Annotated in this window: 16 protein-coding genes, 1 pseudogene and 1 riboswitch; of the genes and pseudogenes, 14 read left to right on the forward strand and 3 right to left on the reverse strand. The window is 41.1% G+C overall.

The window, feature by feature from the left end:
• From ORH16_RS11075 to ORH16_RS11090, 4 genes and pseudogenes are all read left to right on the forward strand, one after another.
• On the forward strand, positions 1-1,935 hold the full coding sequence (locus tag ORH16_RS11075) for a glycoside hydrolase family 127 protein (RefSeq protein ID WP_265458893.1): 1,935 nt from the start codon (positions 1-3) through the stop codon (positions 1,933-1,935).
• A 460-nt stretch (positions 1,936-2,395) separates the two neighbouring features.
• Complete coding sequence (locus ORH16_RS11080) at positions 2,396-3,769, forward strand: DUF1576 domain-containing protein (protein WP_265458894.1); 1,374 nt, start codon at positions 2,396-2,398, stop codon at positions 3,767-3,769.
• Positions 3,770-3,870: 101 nt separating this feature from the next.
• Positions 3,871-4,737 (forward strand): annotated as a pseudogene (locus ORH16_RS11085) (NAD(P)-dependent oxidoreductase); the annotation flags it as partial.
• A 103-nt stretch (positions 4,738-4,840) separates the two neighbouring features.
• Entirely contained in the window at positions 4,841-5,071 is a 231-nt protein-coding gene (locus ORH16_RS11090) for a YkuJ family protein (RefSeq protein WP_265458896.1), read from the forward strand.
• Between the two features lie 46 nt (positions 5,072-5,117).
• Here ORH16_RS11090 and ORH16_RS11095 read toward each other — a convergent pair whose 3' ends face one another.
• From ORH16_RS11095 to ORH16_RS11105, 3 genes are read right to left on the reverse strand one after another with little or no spacing between them, the layout of a single operon-like run.
• A complete protein-coding gene (locus ORH16_RS11095) occupies positions 5,118-5,948 on the reverse strand; it encodes an amino acid ABC transporter substrate-binding protein (RefSeq protein ID WP_265458898.1) in 831 nt (276 codons plus the stop codon).
• Positions 5,938-6,600: an amino acid ABC transporter ATP-binding protein gene (locus ORH16_RS11100; protein WP_265458900.1), complete on the reverse strand. Its 663-nt coding sequence runs from the start codon at positions 6,598-6,600 to the stop codon at positions 5,938-5,940. The genes ORH16_RS11095 and ORH16_RS11100 overlap by 11 nt, the downstream gene beginning before the upstream one ends.
• 9 nt (positions 6,601-6,609) lie before the next feature.
• A complete protein-coding gene (locus tag ORH16_RS11105) occupies positions 6,610-7,257 on the reverse strand; it encodes an amino acid ABC transporter permease (protein ID WP_265458902.1) in 648 nt (215 codons plus the stop codon).
• Between the two features lie 298 nt (positions 7,258-7,555).
• On the opposite strand from ORH16_RS11105, the gene ORH16_RS11110 reads away from it, so the two are divergent.
• The 10 genes from ORH16_RS11110 to fabG all read left to right on the forward strand — a co-directional run bounded on the left by ORH16_RS11110 (position 7,556) and on the right by fabG (position 16,949).
• Positions 7,556-8,233, forward strand: coding sequence for a hypothetical protein (locus ORH16_RS11110; RefSeq protein ID WP_265458904.1), 678 nt, complete (start codon positions 7,556-7,558; stop codon positions 8,231-8,233).
• A gap of 256 nt (positions 8,234-8,489) precedes the next feature.
• Positions 8,490-8,573: riboswitch (glycine riboswitch) on the forward strand.
• A gap of 61 nt (positions 8,574-8,634) precedes the next feature.
• Positions 8,635-9,726 (forward strand): glycine cleavage system aminomethyltransferase GcvT, encoded by a 1,092-nt coding sequence (gcvT, locus tag ORH16_RS11115; protein WP_265458906.1) that lies wholly within the window; start codon positions 8,635-8,637, stop codon positions 9,724-9,726.
• A gap of 44 nt (positions 9,727-9,770) precedes the next feature.
• Complete coding sequence (gcvH, locus tag ORH16_RS11120; RefSeq protein WP_265458908.1) at positions 9,771-10,142, forward strand: glycine cleavage system protein GcvH; 372 nt, start codon at positions 9,771-9,773, stop codon at positions 10,140-10,142.
• Between the two features lie 264 nt (positions 10,143-10,406).
• Positions 10,407-11,726, forward strand: a complete 1,320-nt coding sequence (gene gcvPA, locus ORH16_RS11125; RefSeq protein ID WP_265458910.1) for an aminomethyl-transferring glycine dehydrogenase subunit GcvPA — start codon at positions 10,407-10,409, stop codon at positions 11,724-11,726.
• A gap of 11 nt (positions 11,727-11,737) precedes the next feature.
• Positions 11,738-13,171 carry an aminomethyl-transferring glycine dehydrogenase subunit GcvPB gene (gene gcvPB / locus ORH16_RS11130; protein ID WP_265458912.1) on the forward strand — a complete coding sequence of 478 codons (1,434 nt, stop codon included), beginning with the start codon at positions 11,738-11,740 and terminating at the stop codon, positions 13,169-13,171.
• A 227-nt stretch (positions 13,172-13,398) separates the two neighbouring features.
• Positions 13,399-13,839 (forward strand): MarR family winged helix-turn-helix transcriptional regulator, encoded by a 441-nt coding sequence (locus tag ORH16_RS11135; protein ID WP_265458914.1) that lies wholly within the window; start codon positions 13,399-13,401, stop codon positions 13,837-13,839.
• A gap of 9 nt (positions 13,840-13,848) precedes the next feature.
• Positions 13,849-14,817, forward strand: coding sequence for a beta-ketoacyl-ACP synthase III (locus ORH16_RS11140; RefSeq protein ID WP_265458916.1), 969 nt, complete (start codon positions 13,849-13,851; stop codon positions 14,815-14,817).
• Between the two features lie 61 nt (positions 14,818-14,878).
• Entirely contained in the window at positions 14,879-15,109 is a 231-nt protein-coding gene (locus ORH16_RS11145) for an acyl carrier protein (RefSeq protein WP_265458918.1), read from the forward strand.
• Between the two features lie 171 nt (positions 15,110-15,280).
• Positions 15,281-16,222: an ACP S-malonyltransferase gene (gene fabD, locus ORH16_RS11150; RefSeq protein WP_265458919.1), complete on the forward strand. Its 942-nt coding sequence runs from the start codon at positions 15,281-15,283 to the stop codon at positions 16,220-16,222.
• Positions 16,212-16,949, forward strand: a complete 738-nt coding sequence (gene fabG / locus ORH16_RS11155; protein WP_265458920.1) for a 3-oxoacyl-[acyl-carrier-protein] reductase — start codon at positions 16,212-16,214, stop codon at positions 16,947-16,949. Before fabD ends, fabG begins: the two co-directional genes overlap by 11 nt.
• Positions 16,950-17,013 lie beyond the last annotated feature (64 nt).

The following is a 17,013-nucleotide window of genomic DNA, read 5'->3' on the forward strand; positions in this document are numbered from 1 at the left end:
ATGCGGGAATTCTCATTAAAAGAAATTAAGATGCAGGATGATTTTTGGCGTGGCTATCAAAAATTAGTTGCCAAAGAAACTATTCCTTATCAATATCAAGTTCTAAATGATGAAATTGAAGTGGATGTTCAAGCCGAACGGCAAGACAATAATTTACCAGCCGGAAAAAGTCATGCACTAGCTAATTTGCGAATTGCTGCTGGGCAGGAAAACGGTGAACATTTTGGCTGGTTTTTTCAAGATAGTGATGTGTATAAATGGTTAGAATCATTAGCCTATAGTTTGTTGAACCAATCCGATGCGGCGTTAGAAAAGTTAGCAGATGAAGTGATAGACTTGATTGCAGAGGCGCAAGAGGCAGATGGCTACTTGAACACCTTTTTCCAGTTGACTCGCCCAAATTTAAAATACCGACAATTATATTTTAGCCACGAGTTGTATTGTGCGGGACATCTGATTGAGGCAGCGATTGCTTATGATTTAGCTACCGGCAAAACAAAGCTGTTGGCAATTGCTGAAAAATTTGTCGAGCATATTGCGGCTCATTTTGGAGCTGAGTCACAAAAAATTCAAGGGGCAGACGGCCATCAAGAAATTGAATTGGCCTTGGTGCGTTTGTATGAGCATACGGGAAACCAAGACTATTTAGACTTGGCGGATTTCTTTATCGAAGTGCGGGGGAAAGACCCTGATTTTTATGCAAAGGAAATTGCTGAAAATATCGAATTGGGTTTATCGACTGAAACGCCACTGGTCAATTTAGAATATTTGCAGGCTTATACCCAGCCTAAATATCAAACCCAAGCGAAGGGACATGCTGTACGGATGCTTTACATGGCCAGTGGGATGGCAAAAATTGCCCAGCATACGGCTGATAAACATTTACTAGCAGCCTGTGAAATAATTTGGCAAGACATTGCAGAAACAAAAATGTATATCACTGGCGGCGTCGGCTCAACGGTGCAAGGGGAGGCCTTCACGAGTTCTTATGATTTGCCTAATGAGACCATGTATTGTGAAACGTGCACAGCCATCGCCTTGGCGAATTTTTCCTTTGAAATGTTCAAATTGACAAGGCGGCATCAGTATCTGGAAACAATGGAGCGGGCCCTTTACAATTGCGTTTTAGCCGGCGCCGCAATTGACGGCAAGCATTTCTTTTATGTAAATCCGCTGTCGATTAACCCCGACCATTGTGCTGAAAATCCTGATTTAGGACATGTCAAACCACAACGTCCTGATTGGTTGGGTTGCGCCTGTTGCCCGCCAAATTTTGCCCGGACAGTTGCCAGCGTTCAACATTATTTTTATACAAGAGCTGAAGAAACGCTGTATGTAAATTTATTTGGAGCTAGTCAAATTGTGACGGCTGATTTTCAGTTGCAACAGAAAACTGAATTTCCTTATGACAATCAGATTAGCTTGACTTATCAGGGAATACCGCAAAAAATTATTTTACGGAAGCCAAGCTGGTGGCAAAATCTTGAAGTAAAGACAACTGGAAAGTACCGTGAGTTTGCTGAGTATTTAGAATTTCAAGCGGCAAATAAACTAGAAATTCAGCTTACGTTTTCACAACCAGTTAAAGCTATGATTGCTAACCCCTTGCTTCAACAGGCAATTAACCAGACAGCAATTCAGCGGGGCCCGTTTGTCTATTGTCTAGAGGAGCCGGGAAATGAATTTTCTGTGGAGCTCTGTCATTTGCAGCCAGAAAATTTAGCGGCCGAAGTCTTTGAAACTGCTGATATTTTACCGCGGACGCTGAATATTAAAGTGCAGGGGACTGCTAGTAAACGCTGGCAGGAAAAACTTTTGTACCAAGAATATTTTAAATCTGAAACGGCGGCAGTGTGGCATTTAATTCCTTATCATCTGTGGGGAAATCGGGGATTAACTAAGATGAAAGTGTGGTTGCCGCTACAATCATCTTAATTTTTAATAGTCTGAAGCTTTAGAAAGAGGCAATCTGGCAATTATTAAATTTTTAGTAGCCAAATTTAAAGCTTCAGACTATTTTTGCAAAAAACCACATAAAGAACAATAATTATTAAAAAAAGTGACTATTTTTAGATAAAAAAGATTGCAATGTAAAACGTTTTCTTAGTATAATCAAAGAGAACTCGGATTTGTATAATTTCGCTGAAACGACATTTATTGCCTGTTCCAGCTTTTTTTATGTCTCTGTGGGTTTTAGTAAGAGTCAGCTAAACTTGAAAACGGACGCTTTATCTGTGAATAAAAATGACAAGCCTGTTGGCGAGTAAATTTTCTACATACATAACCGTTTTTAAATCAAGCGACTGTTCACGTTCAATCTATGTCCAAAATAAACCATTTGTTTACAAATAAAAAGGAGGTGCAATGGAAAAAATTTATCTCAATAGGAGGTTCTATGGAAACTAACTTTAGCCAGAGAATCGCTATTTTCAAAAGAGGCGATTACTTTGACAATCAAAAATTAACTGTCATTTTTACGACAGTCTACACATTATCTTTGCTAGCTTTTGGCATGATCCTGTCAAAGCCGCTGGAAATTCTCAAGGGTCTCAGCAAAATATTTAATTCCCCCAGTCACTTAATTACCGACTATTTCGCATTGACTAACTTTGGAAGCGTTTTTATAAATAGCGGGTTATTGACGCTGCTGAGTTTGATTATTGCAATTCGCATTAAAGTGCCAATGGATACAAAATTTGTCGCAGCTATTTTTTCCGTCTCCGGCTTTTCATTTTTCGGGAAAAACTTATTCAATTCGCTGCCAATTATCATCGGCATCTGGCTGTATTCAAAAGCCGTCAATCAACCTCTTAATAAACATTTCAACACGGCCTTATTCGGCAGTTCACTTTCGCCTGTGATTAGCTATCTAGCTTTCGGTCTAAAGTTACCATTAGCAGCAGGGATCTTCGTCGGCTTAATCGTCGGTATCTTAATGGGCTTTTTCCTACCGCTCTTAGCGGATCATTTCTTTCATTTCCATAAAGGCTACAATTTGTACAATGTTGGCTTTGCTTCAGGAATTATCAGCATGTTTATCATGGGTGTGCTCACAATTTTCGGACAAACGGTTGAAACAGTCAATCTAATTTCCGACACTGCTCAACAACCAATTTTAATTTTTTTAATCGGACTTTGTCTAACGATGATTTTAGTCGGCGCTTTGAATTATCATATTGAAGTTGGCAAAAATCAAAAAGTCTTTGACCGGGAAAAACATCATGTGGCTGTCGGCTTAATCAACATGGGCGCCTTGGGAATTTTTCTGATTGCCTATATCATCCTGATCGGCGGTGATTTCAACGGGCCAATTCTCGGCAGCATCTTGACCATCATCGGTTTTGCGCCTTTAGGCATACGCGTAAACAAGGCTTGGCCAATCCTTTGTGGCGCCTTTTTAGCGAAACTATTCGGCATTGTTGACATCGCTAGCTGCAGTGCAATCATGTCTGCGCTATTCGCACTAGGGCTGACACCATTGAGTCGACGGTTTGGTATTTTTGCCGGCATGATCGCTGGAGTGTTGCACATTTCGATTGTCGGCAATATCTTTTTCCTGCATGGCGGCTTAAACCTCTATAATAATGGCTTTACCTGTGGCTTCGTGGCAGCTTTTCTGTTGCCGATTTTTGAGTATCTTAAAACTAGCCAGCTTTTTATAAAAGTTGCCAGACAAGGGCTGACTCTTCAAACTACTATTAAAAGAATTCCAGGAGAGCTATTTAAACGGCTAAAAATTAATATGAATATTAAAAAGCGTTTGTCATAAAAACGCTGAGTTTTCTACCTTTCCCTTTGCCAATAATTTCATCTGGCGTATACTAAAATGGTACAAAAAAATGTGAAAAATAATCAGTAGGAAAGGAAGTTTGGCAAATGAAAATTGGTTTTATCGGAACAGGTGTCATGGGGGCGGCAATTGTCCGCAACTTGATGGCAGCAGATTATTCTGTCAATGTTTATAATCGGACGCAAAGTAAGACAGATGCGCTTGTAGCGGAAGGGGCAGTCTGGTATGACAACCCTAAAGAAATTACGGCGGCCAGCGATGTTGTCTTTACGATGGTTGGTTATCCCAGTGACGTTGAAGAAACTTATTATGGTCCAGTGGGCATTTTTGCAACGGATGTAACGGGTAAAATATTAATTGATATGACGACTAGTACACCAACTTTGGCTGAGAAAATTGGCAAAACGGCAGCTGAAAAAGGTGGTGAAGCGCTGGATGCACCAGTTTCTGGTGGCGATGTTGGTGCCAAGAATGGGACGCTGACCATTATGACAGGTGGTTCAAAAGAAGCTTACGATGTAGCCTTGCCAATCTTTGAAAAAATTGGCAAAACAATTTCCCGCCAAGGAAATTCTGGAGCTGGTCAACATACCAAAATGGCCAATCAAATTATGATTGCTGGTACGATGTTAGGTATGTCAGAAATGCTGGTGTATGCTAAGGCTGCTGGTTTAGATTTGCAGGATGTTATGGCAGCATTAGGCGGCGGCGGGGCAGCCAATTGGTCGATGCAAAATTATGGCCCACGGATTTTGAAAAATGATTTTGAACCGGGCTTTTTCATTAAGCATTTTATTAAAGATTTGCGGATTGCGTTAGATGAAGCAAAAAAAATGCAGCTTGATTTGCCGATGACGACCTTAGCCGAAAAACTTTATGACCGACTGGCCAACGAAGGCTTGGAAAATGAAGGAACGCAGGCGCTGATTAAGTATTGGTGGAAATAATTGCCGATTATTTTAAGAAATTACTCAAAACTGTAGAAATGTAATGCATGTTGCAGACTCTTTTGATACAATAATACAGAAATGATAAGGAGGAGGCGCCTGTATGAAACATTCACAACTGGTGGCAATTATTAAACGTCTTGAAGCGATGACGGAAGCCACAGATAACGAAGTACAAGTTCGCCGTTTTGAAAAAGACGGAGTTGAAAAATGTACGGTTACCTATGATCAATCCACAGATACTTTTGAACTTACTGAAAGTGACAGCAATCAAAGCTATCAATTTGATAATATTGATATTGTAGCCATGGAAATTTATGATTTAATTCAATAAAACTTTCCAAAAAGAGCAATTCCTACGTGTGAGGAATTGCTCTTTTTCATTTCGGCGAAACGTCTTCACCAAACCATTTATCTGAGATTTCTAAAAATTTCCCATTACTCTGCAAAGTTTTTAAGGCATCATTAATTTTGGCTACTAAAGTGGTGTCTGTCTTTCTAGCACCGACCGCAAAGTCCTCAGTCACAAAGCCGCCCTCCAATAAATTATAATTCTCCAAATCACCAGTTTGACTTAAATAATAATTGGCGTAGACACGGTCAATTAGAAGGCCATCAATTCTTTGATGTTCTAAATCAATAAAGGCTTCATTAAAGCTGCTGTACAAAACAGCATCCTCATCGGCCACCAAATTTTTTAGAATTTCCGGCTGCTGGGTGAAGGCATCATAGCCAGAGGAACCTGTTTGTGCCCCTAAGACTTTGCCCTGCATATCGGTAAAGCTTGTAATGCCGGAATCTTTGCGGGTAATTAAAACCTGATCGTTTTCCATGTAGGTATCAGAAAATAAGACTTTCTCTTCACGGGCGGGTGTCACCGAGTAGCCGTTCCAAATTAAATCTATGGTGCCATTGGTCAGCTCCATTTCCTTTAAGGACCAATCAATCGGTTGAAAATCTACCTCGATGCCGTATTCCGCAAAAACGGCAGTCGCCAAATCAACATCAAAGCCAACTAGATAGCCGTCTTGATCACGAAATCCCATTGGCACAAAGGTATCATCTAAACCGATAGTGACTTTGCCGCTGTTTTGAATCGTTTCCCAAGTGTCACCGTTTGTATTTTTTAAGATACCGCAGCTGCTGAGAAAAACCAGCAAAAGTAATAGCAGGCTGCCAAAAATTTTTTTGCTGCGGATTTTATTTTTCATTGTCACTCAGCTCCTCAGTCTCTAGTGGCTGAACCCGCAACAGTTGATCTCCAATATGTTCAGCAAAATCCCAGTCATGGGTTACGACGATTTGCGTCATCTTGGCATTTTTCATCGACAAAATTAATTGCTCCACCTGCTGGCGCAATTCCGGATCAAGGGCGCTGGTGGGTTCATCATAGGCGAGAACTTTTGGATTCATGGAAAGGGCCCGAGCTATCGCTAGCCGCTGTTTTTGCCCGCCGGATAATTGAAAAGGATAGCTTGTTAATAAATCCTCGATGCCTAAAAGTTGAGCTAACTCACGAGCTTCTGCCTCGCTAGCATTTTTGTCTTTTTTTAAAACGAGTTTAGGCGCCAAAGTAATATTCTCTAAAGCATTTAGATGCGGGAATAATTGGAAATCTTGAAAAACGACACCGACAACCTGCTCTGTGGGATTGCCGTCAGCCAAATTATATGAAGTGCCATCTAAAACTAATTCGCCGCTGTCTGCGGATTCTAAACCGGCTAAAATTCGCAGGAGGGTAGTCTTGCCGCCGCCGGAGGGACCGACAATTGCCAAAATTTCTCCTTCAGGAATTTCCAGATTTAAATCACGAATCACATTTTTGCTGCCGAAACTTTTGTTGATATTTTTTAAAGTAATCATGGTAAACTCCTAACGATAATAATTTAAGCGGCTCTCGACTTGTTTTAAAAGGACTGTCAAAAGTCCCGTCATCACTAAATAAATCACACCGACACCGATTAAGGGCAGCAAAGTTGCATCCCGTTCCATTGCGATTTGGCCAGCTCGCATCACATCGCCCAACCCTAAGATGTAAATTAAAGAGGAATCCTTGACCAAATTGATGACCTCATTGCCGACTGAGGGCAGGACAATCTTAAAAACTTGCGGAATAATAATTCGGCACACCGTTTGAAAGCTGGAGAGGCGTAGGACCTTAGCCGCCTCGTATTGCCCCTTTGGTATCGATTGAATTCCACCACGGAAAATTTCTGCAAAATAAGCGGCATAGTTGATAATAAAAGTGACCACGGCAGCATCAAACCGGTCACTGAAGACAATACCGATACTCGGTAGACCATAGAAAACAAAGATTAATTGCAATAGTAAGGGAGTTCCCCGCACAATCCATACATATAATTGCAGTAAATAGTTCAAGGGCTTAAATTTGATTGCTAAACCGAATGACAGCAGCAGGCCTAAAATCAGTGAACCGACTAAAGTCAATCCGAATAGCTGTAGCGTAGTCACCGCGCCCCGCAATAATTGGGGCATCACGCCTATTAAATATGAAAACATCGCAAATCCTCCTAAAATTTACCCAGACGAATGTAAAATGAAAACTTAATTTTTTTGGAAAATGAAAATCTTCTCAGATAATTTTTGCCGTCACTTTGCCATCTAGCTCACTTATTATACATAATATTAAAATTAAATTAAAGAATAAAATTTCCTTACAGAGAAATTTTCAGAAAAAAGAATAAAAAATTTGGCGACACTATTGGTAATTCTGTTTATTTAATTTGTTCAAACTGTCGAAATTATTTAAATTAGAGGTAACAAGTGCTTGAGAAAACAGAAAAGCGGAGGATGAAAAATGGCACAGGCTCTAGTGGAAACAATTTTTGATGTATGTTATTTGGTGGGGGTTATTTCAGTTGGTATCTTGATGGCAACCAAAGGAAGAAATGAAAGTATTGTTAAAAAATTTGGCTTGATGGCAATTTTACTGGGAGCAGGAGATTCTTTTCACCTAGTTCCCCGAATGTATGCCTTATGGACAACGGGTTTAGAGGCTAACGCTGCGGCTTTAGGAATCGGCAAGTTTATCACCTCGATTACGATGACGATTTTTTATTTGATTCTCTATTACATTTGGCGGGAATACTTTGCTATTAAAGGAAGAAATGGGTTGACCATAAGTATGTGGGCTCTGACTATTATCAGAATTGCTCTGTGTCTTTTGCCGCAAAATGCTTGGCTGGATTATCAACAGCCGTTGCTATTTGGTATCTTACGCAATATTCCTTTTGCCGTGATGGGAATTATCATCATTGTGATTTTTGCCCAGGAGGTTAAAAAACAAGAGGATAAGATTTTCAGATTTATGCCGTTAGCGGTAACACTCTCCTTTGGTTTTTATGTTCCGGTGGTCTTATTCAGCAGCAGTCTGCCGTTATTGGGAATGCTAATGATTCCTAAAACCTTGGCATATGTCTGGGTGGTGCTCATGGGCTGGCAGTTATACAAACAGAGTCAAATGGTCCTAAATTAAGTCAACCTGAAACTTCACTATTTAGTTAGTTGGAGTTTCTTTTTTTTATAAAAGCAGACCTTATCACCAATTCCTTAAAATTTTTTTAAGCATTTTTAGTGAAAAAAATCCAAAAGTTATTTAAAATAGAAGTAACTAGTTCCATTATCAAATATATTGGGTGAGGGTTATGGGAGAGAGCTACTTTGGCGCCGAAGGAATAAATCGAGTTGCGCAGAACAACTCGATGAAGATCTCAGGCAAAAGGACCGTAATCTGACAAACCTCTGGAAAGTGCACATACACCGAAGGAGCAATCTAGTTTAGAGAATCTCTCAGGTCAATCAACAGAGGACGACTGCATATTTTTTTATGCTGTCGTCCTTTTTTGCTGGCTAAAAATTGAAAGCGAGGGGAAGACCATGCCAAAACACACACCGTTATACGAGGAGCACAAAAAAGCTGCCGGAAAAATGGTGGAATTTGCCGGTTATGAATTGCCGGTGCAATATCCAACAGGGGTCATCAAAGAACATCTGGCTGTGCGGGAAACCGCCGGGCTCTTCGATGTCTCCCACATGGGGGAAGTAATTTTTGAAGGAACAGACGCACTAGCCAATTTGCAGCAGCTTTTGACCAATGATTTTTCAACATTGGCAGTTGGCAAGGTACGTTACACCTTGATGTGTAACGAGGACGGTGGTGTTTTAGATGATTTACTGGTCTACCGTTTAAATGAAGACAAATTTTTAATTGTCTTAAATGCTGCTAATAGAGAAAAAGATGTCGCTTGGATGGAAAGTCATTTGTTTGGTGATGTGAAGTTTGCCGATATTTCTGATGAAGTAGCGCAAGTTGCTTTGCAAGGGCCTGTGGCAAAAGAAATTTTGAGCCAGTTGACAGCTAGCGAAAATTTGCCCGAAAAATATTATTCCTTTAAAGAAGGCGTTTTACTCGCTGGTGTCAGTTGTTTAATTTCTCAAACAGGTTACACCGGCTCATTTGGTTACGAAATATATTGTCAGGCCAGTGACGCTCTTAAATTGTGGCAGGCTATTTTACAGGCAGGTTCAGAGTTTGCATTAATTCCAGCTGGCTTAGCGGCCCGTGACACTCTGCGTTTGGAAGCTGCGATGCCGTTGTACGGACATGAGATGGATGAAACCATCACTCCGTTTGAAGCTGATTTAGGCTTTGGCGTGAAGCTGGCGAAGGCTGATTTTATCGGCAAGCAGGCTTTGACTGATAAGGAGAAGCCAGAAAAAACTAGAGTTGGATTGGAAGTTGTTGGCAAGGGTATTGCTAGAGAGCATGTCGAAATTTTTGCTAAAGATGGTCAGCCAATTGGTCAAACAACATCTGGCACAATGAGTCCTTATTTGAAGAAAGCCATTGCCATGGCTTCAATTGATCGAAATTTTGCTGAGAACGGCACGGAAATAGAATTACAGATTCGCAACAAGTGCGTGCCCGCTGTCATTGTTCCACTGCCTTTTTATAAACGGCCTAAATAAGTAATCATTTTTTATTAATTCATAAAACGAAAAGGGGAAAAAACATGAGCGAAATTAAATTTACAAAATCCCACGAATGGATCAAAATTGACGGTGACTCTGCGAAAATCGGCGTGTCTGACTATGCCCAAGGCGAATTAGGCGACATTGTCTACGTAGACCTGCCGGACATCGGCGATGAAATCAAAAAAGGCGCCAACTTTGCCGATATCGAGTCTGTTAAAACCGCCTCAGAAATTTATTCACCAGTCAGCGGTGTAGTTGTTGCCATCAATGAAGACTTGGAAGACGCTCCAGAATCAATCAATGAAAAAGCCAACGACACATGGATTATCGAAGTCGGCCAATTAGGCGATTTGGAGGATTTATTAACCCAAGAAGAATACGACGCCTATTTAAAAGAAATTGATGATTAGAAGTTTAATACCTTAATTTTGAGTTAGGATGCCAGTTCCACTTTTCACAGTTCTGTATAAAGCTAGCAGTTTAGTGGGATGGTATACGGAATGAAAATCAAATTAATTTTGAAAAAATTATTACCTTAATATGAATGAGGATGCCAGTTCCACTTTTGACAGTTTGCAAACAACAAGCAGTTTAGTGGAATGGTATACGGCGCGAAAATCAAACTAAATTTCTGAAAGAAATTTATTACTTAAAAATGAGTTAGGAGGCATATCATGGCAAATTATATCGGCACCACCTCTGCAGAACAGCAGAAGATGCTTCAAAAAATCGGCCTCAATCAGTTAGAGGATTTATTTAAAGAAATTCCTGAGGCGGTTAAAGTAAGTCACTTGAATTTACCAGCTGGAAAAAGTGAACGGGAAGTCCGTCAAGCAATGAGTCAGTTGGCCCACAAAAACCAAGTTTTTCCAACAGTTTTTAGAGGCGCTGGAGCATATCGTCATTATATTCCGTCAGTTGTTCAGCAAATTGCCAGCAAAGAAGAATTTATGACCGCTTATACGCCGTACCAACCGGAAATTAGCCAAGGAATTTTGCAATCGATTTTTGAATATCAAACGCTGATTTGTGAGCTGACAGGGATGGAAGCGGCGAATGCTTCGGTGTATGATGGAGCGACGGCGGCAGCTGAAGCGGTGAATATGTGCACAGATAAGAAACGGAAAAAAGTTTTAGTAGCAGCAACAATGCATCCGATGACGATTGCAACGATTGAAACCTATTACCGTTATCGCGATGTCGAAATCGAATTAATTCCAGAAGTTGATAACCAATTGGATATTGCAGCTTTGAAGGAGCAATTGGATGCAACTGTTGCCTGTACGATTGTCCAGCAGCCAAATTATTGGGGAGCTTTGGAAAATGTCGAAGAAATCATTTCCCTGACTCATGATAATCAGAGTAAGGCAGTTCTTTCCGTGAACCCGATGACCAATGCACTGTTGAAATCTCCAGGGGAACTTGGCGCTGATATTGCGGTGGGAGAGGCCCAGCCTTTAGGTTTACCACTAAATTTTGGGGGTGCCTATATTGGCTTTATGGCTACTAGCAATAAAATGATTCGTAAACTGCCTGGTCGGATTGCCGGACAAACAGTTGATAATCAAGGCCGCCGAGCTTTTGTTTTAACGTTGCAGGCCAGAGAGCAGCATATTCGTCGTGAAAAATCTAATTCCAATATCTGTTCCAATGTAGCCCACTGTGCCCTGACTGTCTCAATTTATCTTAGCACAATGGGACCAAACGGTTTGACAAAAGTGGCTCAGCAATCCTATGACAAGGCTCATTATTTTGCAGCTGAGCTGGCAAAAATTCCCGGAATCAAAATTTTAAGTCAAAACTTTTTCCACGAATTTGTTACAGAAATGCCAATTGATGACGAAATTTTATTAGCAGAATTAGCCAAACAAAATATCTTAGGCGGCCTGCCTACAGAAAAAGGCTTGCTCTGGTGTGCAACTGAAATGAATACAAAAGCAGAAATTGATTTGGTGGTAGCCGCTGTTGACCAGATGATTTCTGAGAAAGTTTAGGAGGTGCCACGATGAAATTAGTTTTTGAAAGAAGTATTCCCGGTTACGAAACGGATTGGCTAGGCGCTAGCGATGTGCCGGGCAGCGCAATTCCCGAAAATTTGCGGCGCCAGACTGACTTGCATCTGCCGGAACTTTCTCAAAATGAATTAAGCCGCCATTATACGCAACTGGCTAAAGAAAGTTTTGGTGTTAACGATGGATTTTATCCCCTCGGTTCTTGTACGATGAAATATAATCCAAAAGTCAATGATGAAGTGGCCGGCTTGGAGGGCTTTAAAGAGATTCATCCGTTGCAGCCAGTTGAAACAATTCAAGGTGCTTTAGAAGTGATGACTACGGCTGAAAGCTGGTTAAGTGAAATCAATGGCATGGATGCGTTTACTTTTCAACCAGCTGCTGGGGCTCATGGTGAGTTAACCGCTTTGCTGATGATCAAAGCCTATCACGAGCTCAACGGAGACCACCACAGAACCAAAATTATTGTGCCGGATTCCGCTCACGGAACGAATCCCGCTAGTTCGGCGATGGCCGGCTTTGAAACTGTCAATATACCGTCAGATGAATTTGGCTGTGTCGATTTAGAGACTTTGAAGGCAGCGGTTGGACCTGATACTGCCGGCTTAATGTTGACCAATCCAAATACGGTTGGAATTTTTGATCCGAACATCACGGAAATTACAAAAATTGTGCATGATGCTGGTGGCTTAAATTACTATGACGGTGCCAATTTGAATCCGATTATGGGGATTGTGCGCCCAGGGGATATGGGCTTTGATGTTGTTCATTTAAATATTCACAAAACTTTTTCAACTCCCCACGGTGGCGGCGGCCCCGGCATGGGACCTGTCGGCTGCAAAGCAATTTTAAAGGATTTTCTGCCGGATTATTATCCAGTTGAAACGAATGGAACTTGGGCCTTCACCACACCAAAACATACAATTGGTCAGGTCAAAGGCTTTTACGGTCATTTTTCAATCTTGACGAGAGCCTTGACCTACTTGCTGACGCTTGGTGGTGATGGCATCACCGCTTCAGCCAAAGCGGCTGTTTTAAACGCAAACTATTTACTTCATGGGCTTAAGGAAAAATATCAAGTCCCCTATGGCGACCATTGTATGCATGAATTTGTAATAAGTTTAAGTCAGTTGAAAAAACAAACAGGTGTAAGTGCTTTGGATATGGCGAAAGCTTTATTGGATTATCAAATGCATCCGCCAACCATGTACTTCCCGCTGATTGTTCCAGAGGCGTTAATGTTAGAGCCGACAGAAACTGAATCAAAACAAACTTTAGATGAAGCAATTCAAATTTTCTTGGATCTGTATGACCAAGCTATGGAAAATGGTGAAGTTTTCCATGAGTATCCATTGACGACGCCAGTCGGCCGAGTGGATGAGGTAGGGGCTGCCCGCAATCCACAAATTCGCTATCTCTTTGATTAAATCTTAAAAAAAGTTAAAGCTTCTCAAAAAAGTTTCACAATCAAACTAAATTGAATAAGTTTGAAATGCTGATTTTGCATAGGTTTAAAAGAATGCGACGGGTTTTTGACAATTATTTCTTGAGAATGTCTAGAAATTATTGTTAAAATCCTATTGCATTTTTTTTTTTAGTAAGATATAGTTTGAACATCAAATGATTTGATAATCAAACTAATTGGTGGTGGACCATGGAACCGAATTTAGAAACAGTCAACGACTATTTAGTAAGCATCTTTAATGATATTTTGACAATTGAAGAATCGGAATTAAAAAAGTCGCGATTCGATGATGTCTCGATAACGGAGATGCACACGATTGAAGCCATTGGCATGTATCGCAAAAAAACCACTTCCGAAGTTGCTAAAGAATTGTCGATTACCGTTGGGACCTTGACGACGGCAATCAATCGTCTTGTCAAAAAAGAGTATGTCGAACGCATCCGCAGCGAAGATGATCGCCGAGTGGTGAAGCTGGGACTTACCAAAAAAGGAAAACTTTTATTCCGAGTGCACCAGCACTTTCATCGGCAAATGGTGAAAAATATTTTGACAGGAATGGAAAAGGATGAAGAGACGGCGTTGTTAAAAGCGTTAAAAAACCTTCATGATTTTCTGCATTCTTATAAGTGAGGATCACGGATGAAAAATTATGCAAAAATTACTGCTACTGCAAGTTATGTGCCGGCTAATCGGGTAACCAACGATCAGCTTTCCGAAATGATGGAGACCTCAGATGAATGGATAACCAGTCGGACAGGCATTCACGCTCGTCATATCACGACTGGCGAAGATACTTCGGATTTATGTATCCAAGTTGCTGAAAAACTTATCGCTGAAACTAATTTTCCAGCAGATAGTTTAGATTTTATTATTGTTGCAACCATGTCACCAGATTATACCTGTCCTTCAGTGGCCTGTATGGTCCAAGGAGCAATTGGAGCTACGCAAGCCTTTGCTTTTGATGTAACGGCTGCTTGTTCGGGATTTGTCTTTGGCTTAGCCACTGCTGAAAAATTTATTCGCGGCGGCTATCAAAGAGGACTAGTTATCGGCGGCGAAACCACTTCAAAATTATTGGATTGGGAGGACCGCAGCACCGCTGTTTTATTCGGTGATGGCGCCGCTGGAGTCGTAGTTGAAGCTAGCGATGTGCAACATTTTCACCGAGAATTGTTGGCCTCTGATGGCACAAGGCAAAAGAGTTTGACGGCCGGTAAGAAAAATTTTGACAGTCCCTTTTGGCAAGAGCCACCGACAGATGAGTATTTTTTACAGATGAATGGTCGCGATATTTTCGATTTTGCTACGAGAGATGTTGTTAAAAACATTTCAGCAGTTGCGGCAGAAGAAAAAGATACGATTGATTATTATTTATTGCATCAAGCAAATGAGCGGATTATTGATAAAATTGCCCGCAAGTTGAAGGTACCACGAGAAAAATTTCTCACCAATATGGCTGACTATGGCAACACGTCAGCAGCTAGTATCCCACTTTTATTAGATGAAGCCGTGCAAGCCGGCACCATCCAGCTGGGATCAAATCAAAAATTGATGTTAACGGGTTATGGCGGTGGCTTAACCTGGGGAAGTCTCCTGGTCACCGTTTAGGACCGTTTGCATATACAGAGCACTGCTCAAGAAAACTAACAAAACAATCGGAGGATTTATTATGGTATTCGAAAAAATTCAAGGCATCATTGTAGAAGAATTAGGTAAGGACGCTGAAGAAATTCAATTGACAACAAACATCCAAGAAGACTTGGAAGCAGACAGCTTAGACCTTTTCCAAATCATCAATGAAATTGAAGACGAATTCGATGTGAAAATTGAAACGGAAGACGGTATTGCAACCGTTCAAGACTTAGTTACTTATGTTGAAAAACAATTAGCAGAAAAATAAAAAATTAGTGGGACTGTGACATAAGTTAACGGCCAAAATGTTCTGAACACGTTTAAGCTTTTGTGATGGCTGGATTCTATGCCCGGCTGTCACAAAGGCTTGAACCAAAACATTTTTGCTAAATTATGTCCCAGTCCCTACTGCTATTTTGCTGATGAGAAAGGAACTACCATGAAAACAGCCTTATTATTTAGTGGACAGGGTGCTCAATATCCCGGAATGGGAAAAGAATTATACGAACAAGAAAAAATTGTTAAAGAGACTTTCACTGAAGCCAGCGATAGCTTAGGCTACGATGTCGCTGAATTATGTTTCACTGAAAATGAACGTTTAAATCAAACAGAATTTACCCAACCAGCAATTTTGACTGTCTGTGTAGGATTTTTGCGAGTATTGCAGGAAAAAGGCATTACCTACGATGCGGCCGCCGGATTGAGTTTGGGAGAATATACAGCTTTAGTTGCTAGCGGAGCGTTGAGCTTTGCTGATGCAATCGCCTTGATTGCCAAACGCAGTCAATATATGGCAACCGCCGCACCAAAAGGCGTCGGTAAAATGATGGCGGTCATGAACACACCAGTGGAAGTAATTGAAGAAAGCTGTCGGGAGGCTAGCCAATTTGGCATCGTCTCACCAGCGAATTACAATACGCCACAACAAATCGTAATTGGCGGTGAAGTAGCAGCGGTTGATAAGGCGATGGAAATTTTAACTGCAAAAGGTGCAAAACGAATGATGCCCCTTAATGTCAGTGGACCTTTCCACACAGCCTTACTAAAACCTGCTGCTGAAAAATTGGCAGTAGCTTTAGAAGACGTGACGTTTCACGATTTTAAAGTGCCGGTTGTCAGCAATACGACCGCTCAAGTGATGGAAAAAAATCAAGTCAAAGATTTATTAACAAGGCAAGTCATGTCACCGGTGCGCTTTTACGAAAGTGTTACAACTTTGCAGGGCTTAGGCATCGACACGATGATTGAAGTTGGTCCCGGCAAAACCTTGACCGGCTTTTTGAAAAAAATCGATAAGACAATCCAACACAGCCGCGTTGAGGATAGTAAAACCCTCGCTGAAACGCTAGTGCTGTTATCAGGAGGAAGCAATGGAAATTAAGGATAAAAATGTTTTTATCACCGGCAGTACCCGAGGTATCGGCAAAGCTTTGGCCCACGCATTTGCTAAGGCGGGCGCCAATATTATTTTAAATGGCCGCAGCCAGATTTCAGATGAACAAGTTGCTGAAATCACTGCCCATGGCGTGAAATGTATCGGAGTTTCTGGCGATATTGCTGATTTTGATAACGCCGCTAGCATGCTGGCAGAGGCGGAAGCTAATTTAGGCCCCGTGCATATCTTAATCAATAACGCCGGCATCACCGATGATAAATTATTAATTCGCATGAAAGCTGCTGATTTTGAAGAAGTTATCAAAATCAATTTGACCGGTACTTTTAACATGACTCAGCACGCTTTGAAGAAAATGATGAAGCTCAGAGAAGGCGTGATTATCAATTTGGCCAGCGTTTCTGGATTGATGGGCAACCTTGGACAAGCTAATTATGCTGCTAGTAAAGCCGGCGTTGTCGGTTTTACAAAATCCGTCGCCCGAGAAGCTGCTGCCCGTGGGATTACAGTCAATGCGATTGCCCCAGGTTTTATCGAAACAGATATGACAGAAGTTCTCTCTGACAAGGTCAAAGAACAGACGGTTGAACAAATTCCTTTAAAACGTTATGGCAATGTTGAAGAAGTTGCCCAAACGGCTTTGTTTTTAGCACAAAATCAATATATCACCGGTCAAGTTATCAATGTTGACGGTGGCTTAGTGATGAACGGCTAAAAAATTAGCAGGTTTGCTACCTGAATTTTTGAAAAATGGATTACCTTAAATAGGAGGAATAAAA

The organism is Enterococcus sp. HY326, assembly GCF_026157065.1.
GTDB lineage: Bacteria > Bacillota > Bacilli > Lactobacillales > Enterococcaceae > HY326.

Excerpts from the sequence above, each read along its gene's own strand:
- ORH16_RS11075 (WP_265458893.1), top strand. The coding sequence starts at position 1 with ATGCGGGAATTCTCATTAAAAGAAATTAAGATGCAGGATGATTTTTGG.
- ORH16_RS11080 (WP_265458894.1), top strand. The coding sequence starts at position 2,396 with ATGGAAACTAACTTTAGCCAGAGAATCGCTATTTTCAAAAGAGGCGAT.
- ORH16_RS11090 (WP_265458896.1), top strand. The coding sequence starts at position 4,841 with ATGAAACATTCACAACTGGTGGCAATTATTAAACGTCTTGAAGCGATG.
- ORH16_RS11095 (WP_265458898.1), bottom strand. The coding sequence starts at position 5,948 with ATGAAAAATAAAATCCGCAGCAAAAAAATTTTTGGCAGCCTGCTATTA.
- ORH16_RS11100 (WP_265458900.1), bottom strand. The coding sequence starts at position 6,600 with ATGATTACTTTAAAAAATATCAACAAAAGTTTCGGCAGCAAAAATGTG.
- ORH16_RS11105 (WP_265458902.1), bottom strand. The coding sequence starts at position 7,257 with ATGTTTTCATATTTAATAGGCGTGATGCCCCAATTATTGCGGGGCGCG.
- ORH16_RS11110 (WP_265458904.1), top strand. The coding sequence starts at position 7,556 with ATGGCACAGGCTCTAGTGGAAACAATTTTTGATGTATGTTATTTGGTG.
- gcvT (WP_265458906.1), top strand. The coding sequence starts at position 8,635 with ATGCCAAAACACACACCGTTATACGAGGAGCACAAAAAAGCTGCCGGA.
- gcvH (WP_265458908.1), top strand. The coding sequence starts at position 9,771 with ATGAGCGAAATTAAATTTACAAAATCCCACGAATGGATCAAAATTGAC.
- gcvPA (WP_265458910.1), top strand. The coding sequence starts at position 10,407 with ATGGCAAATTATATCGGCACCACCTCTGCAGAACAGCAGAAGATGCTT.
- gcvPB (WP_265458912.1), top strand. The coding sequence starts at position 11,738 with ATGAAATTAGTTTTTGAAAGAAGTATTCCCGGTTACGAAACGGATTGG.
- ORH16_RS11135 (WP_265458914.1), top strand. The coding sequence starts at position 13,399 with ATGGAACCGAATTTAGAAACAGTCAACGACTATTTAGTAAGCATCTTT.
- ORH16_RS11140 (WP_265458916.1), top strand. The coding sequence starts at position 13,849 with ATGAAAAATTATGCAAAAATTACTGCTACTGCAAGTTATGTGCCGGCT.
- ORH16_RS11145 (WP_265458918.1), top strand. The coding sequence starts at position 14,879 with ATGGTATTCGAAAAAATTCAAGGCATCATTGTAGAAGAATTAGGTAAG.
- fabD (WP_265458919.1), top strand. The coding sequence starts at position 15,281 with ATGAAAACAGCCTTATTATTTAGTGGACAGGGTGCTCAATATCCCGGA.
- fabG (WP_265458920.1), top strand. The coding sequence starts at position 16,212 with ATGGAAATTAAGGATAAAAATGTTTTTATCACCGGCAGTACCCGAGGT.